Source organism: Chitinophaga sp. CF418 (assembly GCF_900142925.1).
Lineage (GTDB): Bacteria > Bacteroidota > Bacteroidia > Chitinophagales > Chitinophagaceae > Chitinophaga.
In genome coordinates this window covers 135839-154562 of the sequence record NZ_FRCN01000013.1, presented here as the reverse complement: position 1 = coordinate 154562, position 18724 = coordinate 135839, and the positions used below count along the sequence as shown (strand labels likewise).

The following is an 18724-nucleotide window of genomic DNA, read 5'->3' as shown; positions in this document are numbered from 1 at the left end:
TATACTTCCTTTAATGCAGCAGGTTGATAAAAAGCAAACTGCATTACTTGTAGTGAATAATTGATTTTGTTACTGTAGTACCGTGATCTGTTTCCCTGCAGGCAGGTTCAGTTTGTCCAATGCCTGTTTCAGATCGTTGATCAGATCTTCAGCATCCTCGATACCTACAGACAGGCGGATACAGGAATCCTGCAGTCCGGTCTTCTTCCGGAATTCTTCCGGGATGTTGCGGTGAGTCATTGTTGCCGGATGATCCAGCATACTTTTTACTCCTCCGAAGCTCTCCGCCAGTTTGAATAACTTGGTGCTGTTCACCACGCGGATAGCATTCTTTATGTTATCGCTCTTGAGAGAGAAGCTGACAAGTGCGCCGTATTGTTTCTGCTGTTTACGTGCGATATGATGATTTTTATGTGTGCTCAGTCCCGGGTAAAATACCTTATCCACGGCAGGATGTGTAGACAGCCAGGTGGCAACGGCCATCGCGTTACTGCATTGTTTATCCAGACGGAGGCAGAGGGTTTCAATGCCCCTGATAGTCAACCAGGCCTCAAAGGGACTGAGTATACTACCGGAAATGTTCTGGTTAAAGCGCAGCTGATCTGCCAATATTTTTGAATTCACTACTACCAGTCCGGCAATGACGTCGGTATGACCTGCCAGGTATTTGGTAGCGCTGTGTATCACAATATCGGCGCCCAATGGCATGGGCTGCTGTATCAATGGTGTACAGAGTGTATTGTCCACCACCAGCAATACATTATGCTGTTTAGCTATCTTGCTGATGGATTTGATATCAGATATGCGTAAAGTAGGATTGGTGGGAGATTCCAGCCATATCATCTTTGTGTTGGGAGTGATGGCCGCCAGTACTTTATCGGTATTGCTGGTATCTACGAAGTTTGCTTTGATGCCAAAGCGTTCAAACATGTGCTGGAACATCTGGAAAATACCGCCATAGGTATCTTCTACTGCCATGATCTCATCGCCGGTTTTCAACAGTTTCATCACTGCATCAATAGCAGCCATACCACTGGCGAAAGCAAAACCTGCATGCCCTTCTTCCAGGTTGCAGATGATGTTTTCCAGCACCTTGCGTGTAGGATTATTGGCACGGGAAAATTCAAATCCCTTGTTGATCCCCGGAGATTCCTGCACAAAAGTGGAGGTCTGGTAGATGGGAACGGAAATGGCGCCCGTCAATTCATCCACCGGGATGCTATGTAATAATTGAGTAGCTATTTTCAATCTTCAAAGCAATTATACTGTTATTATACCCTGGTTGGCATATGCACAATCAGACATTCTTTGGTCAATAACTACCAGAATAAAGGGCATAAAAAAAGCCCTTCCGTCGTTGGAAGAGCCTTCAGGTATTTTATTACGATGAATATCAATCTCTGCCAACTTATCTTCCCTCGGTTATCATATAACCGGGGCCGGAATTAGCACCTTTCCCTGCATTACTGCAGGTTGGTTGCTAAGGCATCGCAGGGCCAAGTCCCTCCGCCTTTCTGGATAAGTCATGTGTAAGAACTGGGTGCAAAGTTAAAGGTACTTTGATGAGATTTCCAAAAAGGAATATTTTTAATTTTTTGAACGTACTTGTTTTTTCATTAATTTGTTTCCCTTTGATTGATTTTTAATCACTCTGTTAACCAACCATTTATGACCATTGTGAACGTTGATCCGCTTCTCGCAGAAGAGCTATTTCAACACATCTGGCAGTTCCGCTTATTTACCCAATCCGGTCTTACAACACTGGAGGGCGAACCTTTACACATTGATCATCCCGGTCAGCACAACCGGCATGCAGGACCCGATTTTACTGCAGCACGCATCCGCATCGGGGATACATTATGGGCAGGCAATGTGGAACTGCACCTGAAGACGTCTGACTGGTTCCGGCATGGACATCAGTATAACCTGCAGTACCGTAATGTTATCCTGCATGTTGTATTTGAGCATGATATGCCGGAAGGGACGACGAGAGGTATTCCTATCCTGGAGCTGCAACATGCTATTCCCAAGTTACTGTTACAGCGATATGAGTCCCTGCGGCAGTCTGCAGCGCTTATACCCTGTGCCGGATCCCTGGCGGATGTACCGGAACTTGTCTGGATGGGTTGGAAAGACCGCCTGCTGGTGGAGCGGCTGGAGCAAAAGGCAGACCTGCTGAAGGCCTGGCTATTACAAACGCAGTACGATTGGGAGGAAGTATGCTTCCGTGCTATGGCCAGAGCGGCCGGTATGCCTGTGAACGGGGAAGTATTCCTGCATTTAGCCCAGTCCCTGCCCTATAAATTACTGCTTCGTCACCAGCATGACCTGTTCCGGTTGGAGTCATTGCTGTTCGGACAGGCAGGAATGCTGGATGAGATAGCCCCGGATCTTTATATGAAGGGACTACAGCGAGAGTACACTTACCTGCGGCACAAATATCGCCTTACACCATTAGATGCTCAGAACTGGAAATGGCTGCGGATGCGTCCTGCGTCTTTCCCAAGTATGAAGATCGCCTTCCTGGCCACACTGCTTCATAAGATCCCACACCTGTTCTCCCGGATGCTGGATGCCCCGGATGTAACCAGCCTGGAAAAAATGCTGCAGGTCCGGCCGTCCGATTACTGGCTGACGCATTACAGGTTTGGTAAACCCGTCAACCGGACGCAGTTGCCTGGTACCCGCGCCATACACAATATTCTGGTCAATACCGTATTGCCACTGTTATACCTGTATGGCAGGGAGAAGGGGGACAGCCGCTACCAGGAGAAGGCCATCAATTTTATGGGCCAGCTACCCGCCGAGGAAAATCATGTTATGACTGTTTGGAATACGTTGAATATCAAGGCAGATTCTGCCGGAGAAAGCCAGGCCCTATTACAGCTGAAACAATACTACTGTAATGAAAAACATTGTCTGAAGTGTGCTATCGGGACCAGGTTACTTCGGTCTGACCTTCAGGTCCACTTTTAGGCAGGGCAAAGGCAGGGCAAAGGCATGGCAAAGGCATGGTAAAGGCGTACTAACAATACGGAATCATCCGCGTCGATGAGCTTCGGAGGAACGATGTATTTGTAACCCGGATGCCACCCAGGGGAAAGGAATAGGGCGCCCGCCGGAATGGGAACTGATGCCACGGGAGTCGCGAACAGCCCGCCATTTTCCCATCACCGACGATCCTGTAACCATTTCCCTGTTACGGCGTTATATATACATGGGCGTGGGTTTACAGACAAAAACAAATTTACACATGACAGAAAAAACGTGTAGGTTTGTAACAGCAGGCATACCAATATAATGCCCCTTACGTTTATATAGCATAGCCCGGCGGCTATACTCCCTTAACTAAACAAATCTATACAGGTGAAAAGACTATACTCATCCTTGCTACTACTGGTCATGGCGGGTAGTTTGTATGCCCAGGAGTCAAAAACAACGGACGGACTTTCCAAAAAAGAACAACGGGAACAGCGGAAATTAAAACGCATTTCATTGTTCAAGCAACTGGAAGAAGGAGAGAACCTGTATCAGAGAGAATTCTCAGCAGGCGCCAGGATAAATACCGACGGCTGGACCGGGTTATTTGAATTAGGTTACCGGAAGAGCAGAACCAAGGTGAATTATTTTCAGATTGAATTTGGTGAGAAAAAGAACCCTAAGGAAGATAAAAAGGCCGGACAACCCAAAGGTGTTGACCCTTATGGATTTATCTATTCAGAGAAACCCTACATATATGGCAAGCAGAATAACTTCTACCAGGTAAAACTGGGGGTAGGACAGCAAAGGCTGATCGGTGGGAAAGCCAACAAAAATGGAGTGCTCGTGAACGCGATCTACTATGGTGGCCTTTCTGTGGGTATGCTGAAACCTTATTATCTCAATATCGTAGATCCCAATACCGAACAAGGAATACAGGTTAAATATGGCCAGAACCCCTTATATGATCAGGCATTCCTGGATAGGGCGTCTATTATAGGTGGAGCAGGCTTCGGCAAAGGCTGGGGAGAACTCAGCATCGTTCCCGGTGTACACGCAAAAACAGGTCTGCGGTTCGACTGGGCCCGTTTCAATGAGGTGGTAAGCGCCCTGGAAGTGGGTGTGAATGCGGAATATTATACCAAGGATATCAATATTATGATAGACCAGGGTAGCAAAAAATTCTTCTTCAATGCATATATAGCTCTTCAGTTTGGAAAGCGTTGGGATAAGAAATAGCTGAGAAGTATTAAATTTGTGTCCTAAAGAAAGGATCAGAGATGGAAGAAACACCGATTACAACCGCAACGCCATGCAGCACAGCACCTGCTGCCGCTGCTCCGAGAACTAAAAAACCGGACTGGCTGAGGGTTAAGTTGCCAATAGGAGAGAGTTATAAGCAGGTACGTAACCTGGTTGATACACATAAGTTACACACGATCTGTGAGAGCGGAAATTGCCCTAATATGGGTGAATGCTGGGGTGCCGGCACCGCCACTTTTATGATCCTGGGGAATATCTGTACCCGCAGCTGTGGTTTCTGCGCAGTAGCTACCGGCAGGCCGGAAGCTGTGGATTGGGATGAACCTCAACGGGTTGCAGAAGCGATTTACCTCATGAAAGTGAAACACGCTGTGATCACTTCTGTGGACAGAGATGAGCTGAAAGATGGTGGTTCCATCATCTGGGCTAATACAATTAAAGCAGTCAGGTCACTGAATCCGGATACCACAATGGAAACATTGATCCCTGACTTCAGAGGACAGTGGGAAAACCTCCAGCGCATCATTGATGTAGCCCCGGAAGTAGTATCCCACAACCTCGAAACAGTGGAACGCCTCACCAAACAGGTACGTATCCAGGCAAAATATCACCGCAGCCTGGAAGTGATCCGTCGCCTGAAAGATGGAGGCATGCGTACCAAAAGCGGTATCATGCTCGGTCTTGGTGAAACTAAAGAGGAAGTGGTACAGGCTATGCAAGACCTGTACGACAATGGATGTGATGTGGTGACACTCGGACAATACCTTCAACCTACCCCAAAACATCTGCCGGTTGTCCGTTTCGTTCACCCTGACGAGTTCGCAGAATTGCGTGAAATAGGATATAATATGGGCCTGGATTATGTCGAATCAGGACCATTGGTAAGATCCTCTTACCATGCAGAAAAACATATTCATAGTGGACGCACAGTGAAATAGAAGTTAAACTGTTGTTTAAATTTACATCAGTGGTAACATGTTTGTGATTGCGAGTCATTATCTTTGCCGTGCAATTACGGGACGGGCTAGCTATAATTCCCTTTAACAGGAATTATAGCTAGCCCGTCTGTCAGCTTTTATCCCAAAAATTGTAATCTACCGTTAACAACCTGAACCTACCTGTTTGCAGTTTGTGCATATGCTAAGCTGTGCCCGTCGTTTGCCGAGATTCACTTTAGCATCGAAATCCAAAATAGATCATTATATATACCGGACAATATCGTCGTTGTCCTCCGATTGGTGTAAAGAAGAATCTGATTGTCAAAACCTTTTATGAAAAGAGTATTTTATCTGACCGCCGTACTAAGTGCCGTGCTGTACAACGCACCGTCTTATGCGCAAAAGGTCTCCGATTCATTGCTTCCTCAGGCATCCCTACAGGCTTGCATTCAGTATGCGCTTAACCATCAGCCCGTTGTAAAACAGGCCAAACTGGATGAAGACATCACTGAATATACCATTAAAGGTAAGCTTGCGGACTGGTATCCTCAGGTTGGGCTGGACTACAACCTGTACCATTATCTGAAGATACCGACTTCCTATTTCAACGGTAACTATGCGCAGATTGGCGTAGCCAATACCTCTGCTGCACTGTTCCAGTGGAACCAGAACCTGTTTACCCGCGACCTCCTGCTGGCTGGCAGGACCGCCCGCGATGTCCGTAAGCAGGCCAAACAGAATACAGAAAGCTACCGGATCGATGTGGTGGCCAATGTAACCAAGGCTTATTTTGATCTCCTGCTTACACAGAAACAGGTCGATGTGCTGAATGAAGACATCACCCGCCTGGAACGCAGCCTGAAGGACGCCTATAACCAATACCAGGGAGGGCTGGTGGATAAGACCGACTACAAACGGGCTACCATCTCCCTCAACAATACCCGCGCTCAGAAGAAGACAGGAGAAGAGCAGCTGAAAGCCCGTGAGGCTTACCTGCGCCAGCTGATGGGATACCCAGTCTCCGGCCCATTACCACTGGTGTATGATACCGTCCAGATGGAAAAGAATATACAGCTGGATACGCTTGTTGCCGTGACTTATGAGAATAGGATAGAAATGCAGCTGCTGCAAACACAAAAGGTATTACAGGAAGCGGAACTGAAGTATAATAAATGGAGTTTCCTGCCTACTGTGTCAGCTTTTGCGAACTATAGTTTCAACTACCTGCACCCTGATTTTCCGAAATTATACAGCAACAACCTTCCAAGTTCCCAGATAGGGCTGAAGGTGTCCCTGCCTATCTTCCAGGGCTCTAAACGTATCTACAATATCCGCCAGTCGGAATTGCAGGTAAAACGTATAGACCTGGATGTGGAAAACCTGCGGAATCAGATCAACACCGAGTATACACAGGCGATGGCTACCTACAAGGGCAATTTTAACCAGTTTTTAGTGATGAAGGAGAATGTGGACCTTGCCCAGGAAGTGTACAACCTCATCGAACTGCAATACCGGGAAGGCGTGAAAACCTATCTTGAGGTGATCACTGCTCAAACCGACCTCCGCTCAGCGCAGCTCAACTATTATAACGCGATGTACACTGTACTGTCGAGCAAGGTAGATCTGCAGCGCGCACTGGGAACAATAATAACTAACTACTAATAAGGAAACTGGCCAGGCCTCCAGCCTGGTCATTGAAAGGACAAATATTTTCAGATGAAAACAAAGCAACACATTCTCCTCATTGGCGCTACAGGCTTATTTTACCTGGCTTCCTGTAAAGGCCCGGCTCAGAAAGCAGCCATGGTATTGCCTCCTACACCGGTAAGCGTTGTCCCTGCTGCTATGGGCACCGCTATCTATTACGATAAATATCCCGCTACTGTAGTGGCACTGAACCAGGTAGAACTGCGTGCACAGGTAACAGGATATATCACCGGCATTTTCTTTAAAGAAGGTGAAGTGGTACAGAAGGGAAAACCGCTCTATGAAATAGACCGCCGTAAATACGAAGCATCTTACCGTCAGGCAGAAGCAAGCATTGCCCAGGCAAAAGCTAATCTTACCAAGGCGCAGAAAGATGCAGACCGTTACCATAAACTGGCAGAGCAGGACGCGATTGCCCGTCAGACACTGGATAACGCGGATGCCGCACTGGATGTAAGCCGTAGCCAGCTGGCCGCAGCAGAAGCATCATTGCTGGCTGCACGTACAGATCTCGACTACTCCATTATAAAAGCGCCTTTCACCGGCCGTATAGGTATTTCACAGGTGAAACTGGGTGCACAGGTAAGTGCCGGAACCACATTGCTGAATACAATGTCTTCCGAAAACCCTATCGCAGTTGATTTCGTGGTAAATGAAAATGATATCCCACGCTTTTCTGCGCTGCAGGGTAAAACAGTAGGCGCCGGTGATTCTACCTTCCGCCTGCAGCTGCCTAATGGACAAGCTTATTCTGAACCAGGCCGTATCGCTGTCATTGACCGTGGTGTGGATAACCTGACAGCTACCATTAAAGTACGTATCGAATTCAATAACCCTAAGGGCGAACTGAAAGAAGGTATGAGCAGTGTAATGAACGTCCTGAACGATCAGTCAGGCGAGCGCGTAATCATTCCTTACAAATCAGTGGTGGAACAGATGGGTGAATTCTTCGTATTCATTGCGAAAGATACAGTTGCCGAGCAGCGTAAAGTACATCTCGGTCCCCGTATGAGAGACAGGATCGTAGTAATGGACGGTGTACAACAGGGTGACCTGATTGTAACCGAAGGTCTGAACCGTTTGCGTGATGGTGGTAAGATCGATACCACGACGGTGAAGAAAGCTCCGGATGCTGCCGCAGCCAAGAAATAGATAACAGTTTGAGTTTGAATCAATAGAAGAAGAAACATGATTGCAAATACTTTTATACGCAGACCGGTTACCGCAATAGTTATATCTGTTGTGCTGGTGCTGGTAGGGTTGCTGGCCATGAACAGCCTGCCGATCGGTCAGTACCCGGAAATTTCTCCTCCCACTGTACAGGTAACCGGTACCTATATCGGTGCGGATGCCCAGACAGTTGAGCAGACAACGGCCACTCCTGTGGAAGTACAGGTGAACGGTACGCCCGGTATGACCTATATGACCAGTAATAGTACCAACAGCGGAGCCATGAGCTTGACTGTTAACTTTGAGGTAGGTACAGATATCAATATCGCGGCACTGGACGTCCAGAACCGTGTGGGTATCGCACAGCCAACCCTGCCTCAGGAGGTACAACGTCTGGGTCTTACAGTAAGAAAGCGTAACCCCAGTATCCTCATGCTGGTGGCTTTATACTCTCCTAACGGAACACACGACGTAACATTCCTCGATAACTATACCAACGTATACATCAAAGACGCCTTGCTGCGTGCGAAAGGTGTGGGTGATATCTTCACCCGTGCTGACGACTTCAGTATGCGTATATGGCTGAAACCCGACAAGCTGGCTCAGATGGGTGTAACAGCTGAGGAAGTAAGAGCGGCCATCACCGAGCAGAATGCGCAGATCTCTGCAGGTACCGTAGGTGCTCCTCCGCAGAAAACCGGACAAACATATGAGTATACCATTTTCGTAAAAGGCCGTCTCATTACTGCCGAGGAATTTGGTAACATCATTATCAAAACCCGCCCGGAAGATGGTGCAGTGGTGTACCTGAAAGATGTAGCCCGCGTACAGCTGGGTAAATTCAGCTATAGCAACAACTCATACGTGGATGGTAAGAGAGCTTCCTACCTGCTGGTATACCAGGCTCCGGGTAGTAACGCGATCGAGACTGCGGAAGCCGTGTATGAAACCATGGCTCAGCTGAAAAAAACCTTCCCTAAAGATGTGGACTATGTGGTACCATTCGAATCAGTTTCTGTAATCGAGGTATCCATCCACGAAGTAGTGGAAACACTGCTGGAAGCCCTGGCGCTGGTGGTAGTCGTGGTATTCCTCTTCCTGCAAAGCTGGAGGGCTACCATTATCCCGGTACTGGCGATCCCGGTGTCTATTATTGCAACGTTCATCTTCTTCATACCACTCGGATTTACCATCAACACCCTGACCCTGTTCGGTTTCGTGCTGGCCATCGGTATAGTGGTGGATGACGCCATCGTGGTGGTGGAGGCCGTCCAGCATAATATGGACCATGAGCAGATGACGCCTAAGGAAGCTACCTATGCGGCAATGCAGGAGATATCCGGACCGGTAATAGCCATTGCGCTGATCCTGGCTGCGGTATTCGTACCGGTAGGATTTATACCAGGTATCGTAGGTCGTCTGTACCAACAGTTTGCGATCACTATCGCGATCTCCGTACTGATCTCCGCTTTTGTGGCACTGTCACTTACACCAGCCTTATGTACGCTGATCCTGAGACCAATGCACCTGGATAAGGATTCCAAGGGTCTGAATAAATTCTTCTTCAAGTTCAATACATGGTTTAGTCATGTAACCAGCCGTTATTCACTGGGTGTGAAGAAAAGTATCCGCGGAGCGCGTTATGTGCTGATACTCCTGATCTGTATCGTGGTAGGTACTGTGATGTTATTCAGGGGCAAGCCGACAGGCTTTATCCCTACGGAAGATGATGGCCGTATATACATCACTTTTGACCTGCCGGAATCAGCTTCTACTGAGCGTACTATATCGGTAATGACACAGATGATGCATTCGCTGGATAGTGTAAAAGCGATCGGGCACTACGCCGCCCTCGGAGGTTTGAACGTAGTAAGCTTCGCAACCAAATCCAACAGTGGTACCATCTTCTGTCAGCTGAAACCATGGGATGAGCGGAAGGATAAATCACAGCAGATATTTGCGCTTGTAGCACAGTTGCAGGCAAGACTGTCAAGATTTAAAGAGGCCAATGTGGTAGTAATTCCTCCTCCGGCTATCCCGGGTCTGGGTTCTACAGCAGGTTTCTCCTTCATCCTTCAGCAGAGAGCCGGTGGTGGTGACATTAAAGAATTTGAAGGCGTATTGCAGAAGTTCACAATGGCTATCAACCAGCGTCCTGAAATAGCAAGGGCGTTCTCCTTCTTTACTGCGCGTACTCCTGGCTACCAGTTGGAGATAGACCGTGAAAAAGCCAAGAAAATGGGAGTGCAGATATCGTCTATCGCTACTGCGTTACAGACATATCTGGGTAGTGCCTATGTGAATGACTTCACTATATACGGACGTAACTTCCGTGTAGTAACACAGGCTGACTCCACTTACCGCGGCGATATCAAGGACCTGTCCCAATATTTTGTACGTAACTCTTCCGGTACTATGGTGCCGCTGAGCTCACTGACATCATATAAAGTGATAGAAAGCGCTCCGGTAATCTCCCACTATAACCTGTTCCGCTCCGCGGAAATAAACGGTAGCCCTGCTCCGGGGTATAGTAGTGGTGACGCTATCAAGGCGCTGCAGGAAGTGGCCGCACAGGTACTGCCTGAAGGTTATGGATATGAGTTCTCCGGTTTGAGCCGTGAGGAGCTCCTGTCAGGTTCGAAGACGGTTTACATCTTCGCCCTGTCTATTGTATTCGTATTCCTCTTCCTGGCAGCCCTTTATGAAAGCTGGACCGTACCGTTCTCCGTACTGCTGGCCGTACCTATCGGGGCCTTTGGTGCGATCACGACGCTGACCTTCCTGCCCGGCATCACTAACAACGTATACGCACAGATCGGTCTGATTACGCTGATCGGTTTGTCGGCAAAGAACGCGATCCTGATCGTGGAATTTGCGAAAGAGCGTGTGGACAGGGGGATGGAACTGGTAACAGCGACGGTGGAAGCGGCCAAGCTGCGTCTGCGTCCTATCATCATGACCTCTCTGGCCTTCCTGTTAGGCATTATGCCGCTGGTAATAGCCAGTGGTGCAGGTGCGGAATCACGTAAAACAATGGGTTGGACAGTGTTGGGAGGTATGTTTACCGCTACCTTCCTGGCCATCTTTATTGTACCGGTATTGTTTGTAACAATCACCCGCCTGGCTTACGGTAAAGAAAAACTGAAAGCTATGCAGGAAAATTATAAAGCAATGCAGCATCACGATGTATAAACGGAAAACTATTGCATAGAAAAGAAAAGGCGTCCGCTTTTAGCGGGCGCCTTTATTTATTTAGTACTGTTTTGGGCTTTATTTCATGGTCATGGCAAAGAAGATCACTGATGCCAGAATAGATGCGGCGATCATTACCAACAGGGCAATGAGCAATATCTTCCAGCCTACATGTACTCTCATCTGGTGAGGAGGAGGTGCAACATTTTCGAAATGGACATCTTTTCTTTTTGCATACCAGGTAGAAGTAGCAACAGGCGATCCGGTTTCCGACGCAATCTGTTGCATGACTGCTGTTTTCAGGTGAGCAGGGGGCAGTGCTGCTTCTTTGAAAGCCAGACGTTCAAGTTTACGTTCCACTTCCTCCTTTTCGGTCTGTATTTCCGGAAAAATATCCAGATAGAATTCGTATTCGGATTCTTCTTCCGGTGTAGCAAATCCGAGAAGTACTTTTTCCAGATTTCCATCTGATATGTAGCGCTCGTAGTCCATAGTTGTTATGAGGGTATTTTCTCAAGTTAACGCATCCGCCTCTGGCGGATGGAGAAATATGCTTATTTATCCGTTCTGCTAATTTGGTGAAAAACTCAGAGAAAAAGTTATCCAAACTAGCGAAATGGTTAACAGTAGTAAAAAATATAAAAACCGGTCTGAAAAGAGGTTTTCAGACCGGTTTTTCATTGACTGGTATTATTTTAATTAGTTTTTTTCTTGTTGAACAAGTTACCGAGGGTATTCTTTACAGCCTGTCCTGCCTGTTTGCCAGCATCCTGTAAGGGCGCTGATTTAGTACCGGTAGTATCTTTCTGGCCGGTCAGCTGCTTGGTAATTTCATTCTTTACACCTGCAATGGCGTTGTTCTTTACAGACGTGAGGGTATCCTTCAGCGCTGTTTTCACTGTATCCACCTTATTCTTTACAAGTGTGGATGCCTGATCTTTCAGGTTGTTCAGTGTGCCTGAAGCAGTTTCCTGCAGGTCTGTCTTGTATGTTGGTTTCATGATATTACCACCCAGCAATACATTCAGGTGAACGCTGTCGCTGATATTAACAGGAATACCTTTACTGCTTGCTTTTGATGCCAGACCGGTGATCAGGGCATCACCCTGTTTGCCGATCATGCTGCGTGGGAGGGTCATCTGCAGCGTATAGTCCAGTGATTGGTCGAAGCCATGGGAACCGCCTACAAGCATGCTGATATTGCTGAAGTTTACTTTGAACGGATTTACCTTCACGCGGCCATTTTCAAAAGCGAAATAGGTCTTGAGATCCTTCAGTGAAAGATTTTTCAGCTGGCTCACATTCAGTGTATTGGCCAGTTGCTCCACCGGCGCAAATTTCTGCAGCGCACCTTCCAGTACCAGCAGGTTACCGTCGCCGGTCAGGCTGCTTAACAGTGGCATCATATTCTGTCCCAGTTTACCGGAAAGTTCCAGCTGGGAATTGATCTTACCATTCAGGAATTTAGCCACCGGCATGAGAGCCTGTACGGTATTGAAGGCGTTGAAAGCCTGCTGAACGTCTACATTCTGCACATTATAGGACATGTTGATGTCCGGGTTGGTTTTACTGTTTTTGGTACTATAGCTACCATTCACTTCCATAGCACCCTGTAAAGCGTTTGCTTTGATCTGCTGCATGGAAACGGTTTCATCTTTCAGTAACAGGTTACCTGACAGGTTGGACATATCCAGCTTATCGTAATGTACTTTATCTACCTGTGCCTGTAGTGCGAAGTTCAGGTTGGCCGGAACAGCGAAAGGAGCGCTGGCTGTATCAGCAGGTGTTGCTGCAGCAGTTGTTTCGGTTGTGCCCATCCATTTGTCCAGGTTCACTTCATCAGCTTTAACGGCCAGTTTACCATCCAGCGGCTGATTTTTCAGCACGTAGGCCAGCATATTATTCACTTCACCATTCGCCTGGAAATTAGTACCCAGGTATTGTCCGTCGAACTTAGACACAGTCACATTCTTCGGGTTGAACTGCATGGAAAGGGTGTTCACCTTTACACCATCAGGATAATCCTTGCTGCGGTACAACAGGTTGCTTACCAGGACGTTTCCTGCTGCGTAGAATTTATCATAAGCCTGTTTCTCAATAGCGCTCATATTTCCTTTTGCGCTGATATCTGCATCCACAAGACCACTCAGCGCTGTGCCATCTTCCAGTTTCACGAACTGCGATACTTTGGAGAGATCCAGTTTACCCTTTGCTGCACCGTCCACATACATATCGGAGATCGGCGTTTTCACCAGCAGGCGCATATCCAGCGGGGTATTGTCCATTTCCACGTGCGCAGAAGGCATGTCAACAACGGTATGATCGGGAACGCCATCCGGGTTCTTTACATTCAGTTTTACCTGGATATTCTTTACTGGTTTAGGCAGATCAGGATATTGGAAGAAACCATCCTTTACTGCCAGGTTAAGGCCAAAAGCAGGCATCTGGGTAGCGCTGTAGGTACCTTTTACGTAACCGTCAAAAGCAGCAGTACCCTCAGTTTTGATCTTGTCAAAATCCTGCATGAAAATAGCCGGTACAAGAGAGAGGATGTCCTTGAATTTGGTAGACGGCGCCTTCATGGAAAGGTCCATGCCGTAAGTGCTGTCGTTCACCAGTTTAAAGAAGCCCTGGAAAGCCAGTTCCAGGTTATTCAGTGTAGCCTTTCCTTTCTGGAAGGTGTAGGTGCTGGTTTTGTTATCTACCTGTATATCAGCGTCCATTGTTGTTTTGGTACGCAGCAGGTAGGGGATGAGACCATAACGGAAGGTAATACCTTCAGCCTGGGTGTTGGTCTGCAGGGTGAAAAGGTCCTGTGTAAAGTCTCCTTTTCCCTGATGATCAAGCCCTTCTATGAGTAATGCCATATCGCCTTCCTGGTCGTCATAACGGATAGTGGCATCTTCGATACTATATTTCTGAAGGTTCAGGGCGAATTTAGAGGAGGCGGTATCTGCCGGAGTCGCCTGTGCGGTATCCGGCTTCATGATATCCCAGTTCACCAGTCCCTGTTTATTGATAATTGCGTGTACTCTTGGTTCCTGGACACTTACGTTGTAAATATCCATTTTATCTCCCTTGATAACGCTCATAAGGTTCAGCGCAAGGTCGATCTTCTTTACTGCAAACAGTGTATCGCCGGCAAAGGGAGCACGGTTCACAACGCTCAGGTCTTCCAATGCTACGGCCAGTCTGGGGAAATGTCTTATCAGGCTGATATCCACGTCTTTAAAGTCGACGTCTGCAACGAGTTGCTTGTTCAGCTCCGTCTTAACGAGAGACATGATCTTGCCTTTGAAGAAGTATGGGATGGCAATTGCTGCTATAACCAATACCAGCAAGAAGATTCCTACGATTTTGAGGATTTTTTTGAACATGTTTTAGATAAATGTTTTTTACTATGTATGAAGGTAGCAAGGAAAACCCGTATTCGGAAGTTGATTTAGGTTAAATTTACCCCCTGAAAATAATATATTCTTGATTATGACGCCGGAACGTAGGGAAAGGTTACTATCCGTATTAAATAAAAGACAGGCAGGGTTGACCGTAGTACTGGAAAATGTCCAGGATCCGCATAACATTTCAGCTGTAATGCGTACCTGTGATGCCGTGGGTATCCAGGAGATTTATGTCCTGAACAACAAAATCGCCCGGCATAAGAAATGGGGCGCCAAGAGTTCTTCCAGCGCTGCCAAATGGCTGACCATCCACCAGTTCTCCGATACGGCGGAATGTGTAGCCGCACTCAGGCAAAAATATGATAAGATCTATACCACCCATCTTGCTGCAGATGCTGTTGGCCTGTACGAAATTGATTTTACTGGTTCAGTAGCCCTGGTGTTTGGGAATGAACATGAGGGCGTGAGTGAGGAGATCCGTGCACAGGCAGATGGGAATTTTATTATTCCACAAGTAGGGATTATTAAGTCGTTAAATATATCTGTAGCGTGTGCCGTGAGTATTTATGAGGCATTGAGGCAAAGGACGATTGCAGGGTGTTATGAAAAGAGGAATCTGCCGGATGGGCAGTTTGAGGAGCTACTGGAGAAGTGGGGATTTGAGGAAGAAGAATAAACATCGATAACTATCATATATTCATAATAATAAAGGCGCTTATGCATGATGCATAAGCGCCTTTATTATTATGAATATATCTTATCTGGCAACTGTTTCGGCTTGTACAATAGCCAGCTTCGCCCGTTTTACTTCTTCGAGGTAAGGTTTCCTGTGAGTTTCCATAAATTGTTTCTTGGCATCGCGGAGGGAACTTACACCACCTATAAATTTGAGGGTCCTGATGTAATACCATGCGAGATCTATCTGCCCTGTTAAGAAACCTGATCTTGCACTTGCGGGATAGAGGTGATGGTTATTATGCCATTCTCCTGCAACGATTCCCGGCCACCACTGGTTAATGGACCTGTCTTTTGTATTGTAGTCAAACCCGGGTACCTGTTTATCCTCTCCCTTGGCATGCCCTTCGTAGTTAAAAGTTCTTACACCTACGCCCCATACACACGCGCCGGCCAGCAGTGCTGCTACCAGGTAAAACCCGCCAATAACGTAGAAAACAGCGATCCAAAACGCCCAGTTTGCAAATGTAGTAATGACCGTCCTTAGGGGGTGTGCTATAGATCCCCATTTAAGATAGCTGGTATAGCTATTGGCTTTTACACCTGTATGGCTTAACATGGCCGCTACTTTATTGTAGTCTTCTTCACTTAAGTTTTTAGCTATAGGCTGATGGTTGGCATCTGCCAGGAAGCAGTATAAAAAGCCTCCTTCTGCATTATAAGGATCACCCGGTTCATCTGACAATGCATGATGCACATGATGCGATACAATATAAACTTCTTCTGCCAGCATCTTAATGACGAGGTTAGCCGTAAGAAAGCGCCAGAATTTATTGCTGAACTGGTAAGCCTGATGGGTACCATAGCGATGATACCAGACAGTGCCGTGTGTTCCTATGAAGATCATCCCATACACGAAAGCGGCCAGTAAGTACCAGATGTTAAAATCCTGTACTTGCATCACAGTAAAAATAATTACGAACGGAGCAAGAAGAAGGATACAGAGCCAGGAGAAAAACGGTAGCCAGTTTTTACGTGAAGCCGCAATATTAGTTCTGCGGAAAAATTCGATAAGCAGTTGTTTAACAGTTGGCTTCACAAGTAAACCATTGCTGTCTTTCCAGCCATAGCTGGGAACAGCCAATACATTTTCTATAAATGACATACTTTTCAAAATAAACAGTTGTAAATGATTTTCATAGGATCCATCAAAAGGAAAAAAGGAGACTAATGTGAGAGCTATAAAGGAAAGAAGAATAGTTATACTAAAGAGTAAAAAAATAATTCAAATGCAAGATGCTCTAATCATTGAATCTGACTCAAGATAAGGTATATATTGGGAATCTATGTGTTAAAGTTATCAAAAATGAGTAATAGAACAGACAAGGCCGGTGGTTGGATACTGCTTTGGGGACAGTTTATGGCATTTCTGCTTTTTGGGTACTAAATCTTTATCCCACTCTTTTCCTGCATTTCCTCAAATATATGCTGGATACAAACCTTTACAATAGCCTCTATCTCATCTTTCGTTAAAACTTCCGGATATTTTTTAGTGATGAGGATCAGGCCTTTGTAGCTAACAATGTATTCATATTTTTCGAATTGCACGTTGATCAAAGATTCTATGGAGAACGATGTGTCCCCATTGCGCTTGAAGTCGATAAGTGAATATTGCAGAGAAAGACTATGAATCAGATCTTTATTGTGACTGGCCTCAAATTCAAGTATAAAAGCAGGGAACCCTGATACAGCGTTATATGCAGTTTCATTGAATAACTTTCTGTTGATGACAGGTGTTTCCTGTGTTTTCCAGAAGAGGTCATTAAACTGTTCATGCTGATATTTAAATAGTAGAAATAGTTGTCCTATTGAATTCGCATATAGCTGATTGATATCAATACTGTCACGATTGGTAGTTTCAGATTTTTTATTTTTCAAATGCTTCCTCCAGATATCAATTTGCTTTTGCAAATCGTCATTTTCTAATACTGATTGTCCTTTTGCTGCATCTATGTTTAAATTGAGGCTCCAGATTAGTTGCTGAGAAATATATTCTACCAGAGGTCCCGGATCGCCGGCATCAGCCTCGCCTAACGTCCGTAAATAATTTTTCTTATCAGCAGACTTAATCACCACAGGAGGCAGATTATGCTTCAACAAAACATAATTCATCAACAATCTCGACAACCTCCCATTACCATCATCAAAAGGATGAATTCGCACAAAATTATAATGTAACATCGCTGCCAATACAACGGGATGCATCTCATTCTTTTCCTCTTCTTCCCGCAGCCATGTCATTAGTTCTCCCATCTTTATGGGTGTCTCTTCAGGAGATGCATAGTGGAAGATCTCACCGTTTGGCAAGCGTACTGAATTAGGATATTCTTTATAGTTCCCCACTTTGATCTCACGTCGTGTGTACTGCCCATCCGGTGTAACAGCCTCTTTCCAGAATGGGCGTACTAATAACAATGAATGCAGATTTTTAATAACAGTCTCATTAAGTGGCCTTTCATGATCAGCAGCTAATGCTCTTATCAGCTCATAAGCAACATCATGGCCTTTCATTTCCTCATATTCTCTTAGCTCATGATTGCCTGTTGTTCTGTCGAAGATTAGTAATAACTCAGTTTCGCCATATGTAAGCGTATTACCTTCCAGATGATTGGAGTTATAGTTGAATTCCAGCCTGAACTTTTTGTCAAGCCTTTGCTGGTATTCAGTTTTCATGGGGAGAAGTTGTCGTAACTGTTCTGTAAGTTGCGTTACTTTTTCAACACTGGATGTCATCTGCCATAATTTGTTTAAAATTAGTCAAATGAGATAAGCCAGAAAAATCCATTCTACTCAATCCCATAGAGTACTCATTCATTCTATTCACTATTATCCTTAAATTACTACTGATATACCCTAAATGTTAACTCAAAACCCAATCTCCATGAAAGCACTATCCATGTCCTTACTTTTCGTTTTGGCATCATTGGTATTTTCATCATTTAAGCCGTTGCCTGCGGCCATGACTACAAGCACAGCGAAACCCGCTGCTGATGGCACACTCGTTGGCTACCAGATCGATGGTACATCGTATGCCTATTTCATTTCGGCTGATCTTTCTGCCACTTCTCCTTATCCGATCACGCAGATCTCCGTGTCCCGTTTATCGAATGGGGAATCATTACAGGTAGCAGGATTTTCCGGAAGTGTTGTACATGCACAGTTTACGCATTACAGCATTAGTGGAACGGCTACGGTGACATTCGTCGACAATGGCACAACGGTGACAAAAAATCTGACAGGATTTATTGAAGGTGGCATCATTGAATAAGCCTTCAAAGTTGTAAAAAGAAAAAAGCCGCCTCAACTGAGACGGCTTTTCTTATAATGATGTTTGTTATTTCA

Annotated in this window: 13 protein-coding genes and 1 riboswitch; of the genes, 8 read left to right on the top strand and 5 right to left on the bottom strand. The window is 46.0% G+C overall.

The window, feature by feature from the left end; all coding sequences use genetic code 11:
• Positions 1-69: 69 nt before the first annotated feature.
• Complete coding sequence (locus F3I09_RS25705; RefSeq protein ID WP_149697922.1) at positions 70-1248, bottom strand: PLP-dependent aspartate aminotransferase family protein; 1179 nt, start codon at positions 1246-1248, stop codon at positions 70-72.
• Between the two features lie 157 nt (positions 1249-1405).
• A riboswitch (SAM riboswitch) is annotated at positions 1406-1525 on the bottom strand.
• Positions 1526-1668: 143 nt separating this feature from the next.
• Here F3I09_RS25705 and F3I09_RS25700 point away from each other — a divergent pair.
• The 6 genes from F3I09_RS25700 to F3I09_RS25675 all read left to right on the top strand — a co-directional run bounded on the left by F3I09_RS25700 (position 1669) and on the right by F3I09_RS25675 (position 11249).
• The gene (locus F3I09_RS25700; RefSeq protein WP_149697921.1) at positions 1669-2976 is read left to right on the top strand and encodes a DUF2851 family protein; all 1308 of its coding nucleotides are present in this window, start codon (positions 1669-1671) and stop codon (positions 2974-2976) included.
• 390 nt (positions 2977-3366) lie between these two features.
• Positions 3367-4218, top strand: a complete 852-nt coding sequence (locus tag F3I09_RS25695; RefSeq protein ID WP_149697920.1) for a hypothetical protein — start codon at positions 3367-3369, stop codon at positions 4216-4218.
• A 41-nt stretch (positions 4219-4259) separates the two neighbouring features.
• Positions 4260-5180 carry a lipoyl synthase gene (gene lipA, locus F3I09_RS25690; RefSeq protein WP_223233388.1) on the top strand — a complete coding sequence of 307 codons (921 nt, stop codon included), beginning with the start codon at positions 4260-4262 and terminating at the stop codon, positions 5178-5180.
• Between the two features lie 333 nt (positions 5181-5513).
• Positions 5514-6842: a TolC family protein gene (locus tag F3I09_RS25685; protein WP_149697919.1), complete on the top strand. Its 1329-nt coding sequence runs from the start codon at positions 5514-5516 to the stop codon at positions 6840-6842.
• A 54-nt stretch (positions 6843-6896) separates the two neighbouring features.
• Positions 6897-8039, top strand: a complete 1143-nt coding sequence (locus F3I09_RS25680; RefSeq protein ID WP_149697918.1) for an efflux RND transporter periplasmic adaptor subunit — start codon at positions 6897-6899, stop codon at positions 8037-8039.
• Positions 8040-8075: 36 nt separating this feature from the next.
• Complete coding sequence (locus tag F3I09_RS25675) at positions 8076-11249, top strand: efflux RND transporter permease subunit (RefSeq protein ID WP_149697917.1); 3174 nt, start codon at positions 8076-8078, stop codon at positions 11247-11249.
• Between the two features lie 78 nt (positions 11250-11327).
• On the opposite strand, the gene F3I09_RS25670 is transcribed toward F3I09_RS25675, so the two are convergent.
• Together F3I09_RS25670 and F3I09_RS25665 are read right to left on the bottom strand one after the other, a co-directional pair.
• Positions 11328-11741 (bottom strand): hypothetical protein, encoded by a 414-nt coding sequence (locus F3I09_RS25670; RefSeq protein ID WP_149697916.1) that lies wholly within the window; start codon positions 11739-11741, stop codon positions 11328-11330.
• 203 nt (positions 11742-11944) lie between these two features.
• Entirely contained in the window at positions 11945-14626 is a 2682-nt protein-coding gene (locus tag F3I09_RS25665; RefSeq protein ID WP_149697915.1) for an AsmA-like C-terminal region-containing protein, read from the bottom strand.
• A gap of 106 nt (positions 14627-14732) precedes the next feature.
• On the opposite strand from F3I09_RS25665, the gene F3I09_RS25660 reads away from it, so the two are divergent.
• Positions 14733-15323, top strand: a complete 591-nt coding sequence (locus F3I09_RS25660) for an RNA methyltransferase (RefSeq protein WP_149697914.1) — start codon at positions 14733-14735, stop codon at positions 15321-15323.
• A gap of 81 nt (positions 15324-15404) precedes the next feature.
• Here F3I09_RS25660 and F3I09_RS25655 read toward each other — a convergent pair whose 3' ends face one another.
• Positions 15405-16487: a fatty acid desaturase gene (locus F3I09_RS25655; protein ID WP_149697913.1), complete on the bottom strand. Its 1083-nt coding sequence runs from the start codon at positions 16485-16487 to the stop codon at positions 15405-15407.
• A gap of 278 nt (positions 16488-16765) precedes the next feature.
• The gene (locus tag F3I09_RS25650; RefSeq protein WP_223233387.1) at positions 16766-18055 is read right to left on the bottom strand and encodes a Fic family protein; all 1290 of its coding nucleotides are present in this window, start codon (positions 18053-18055) and stop codon (positions 16766-16768) included.
• A gap of 208 nt (positions 18056-18263) precedes the next feature.
• On the opposite strand from F3I09_RS25650, the gene F3I09_RS25645 reads away from it, so the two are divergent.
• Positions 18264-18650 (top strand): hypothetical protein, encoded by a 387-nt coding sequence (locus F3I09_RS25645; RefSeq protein WP_149697911.1) that lies wholly within the window; start codon positions 18264-18266, stop codon positions 18648-18650.
• Positions 18651-18724: the final 74 nt, after the last annotated feature.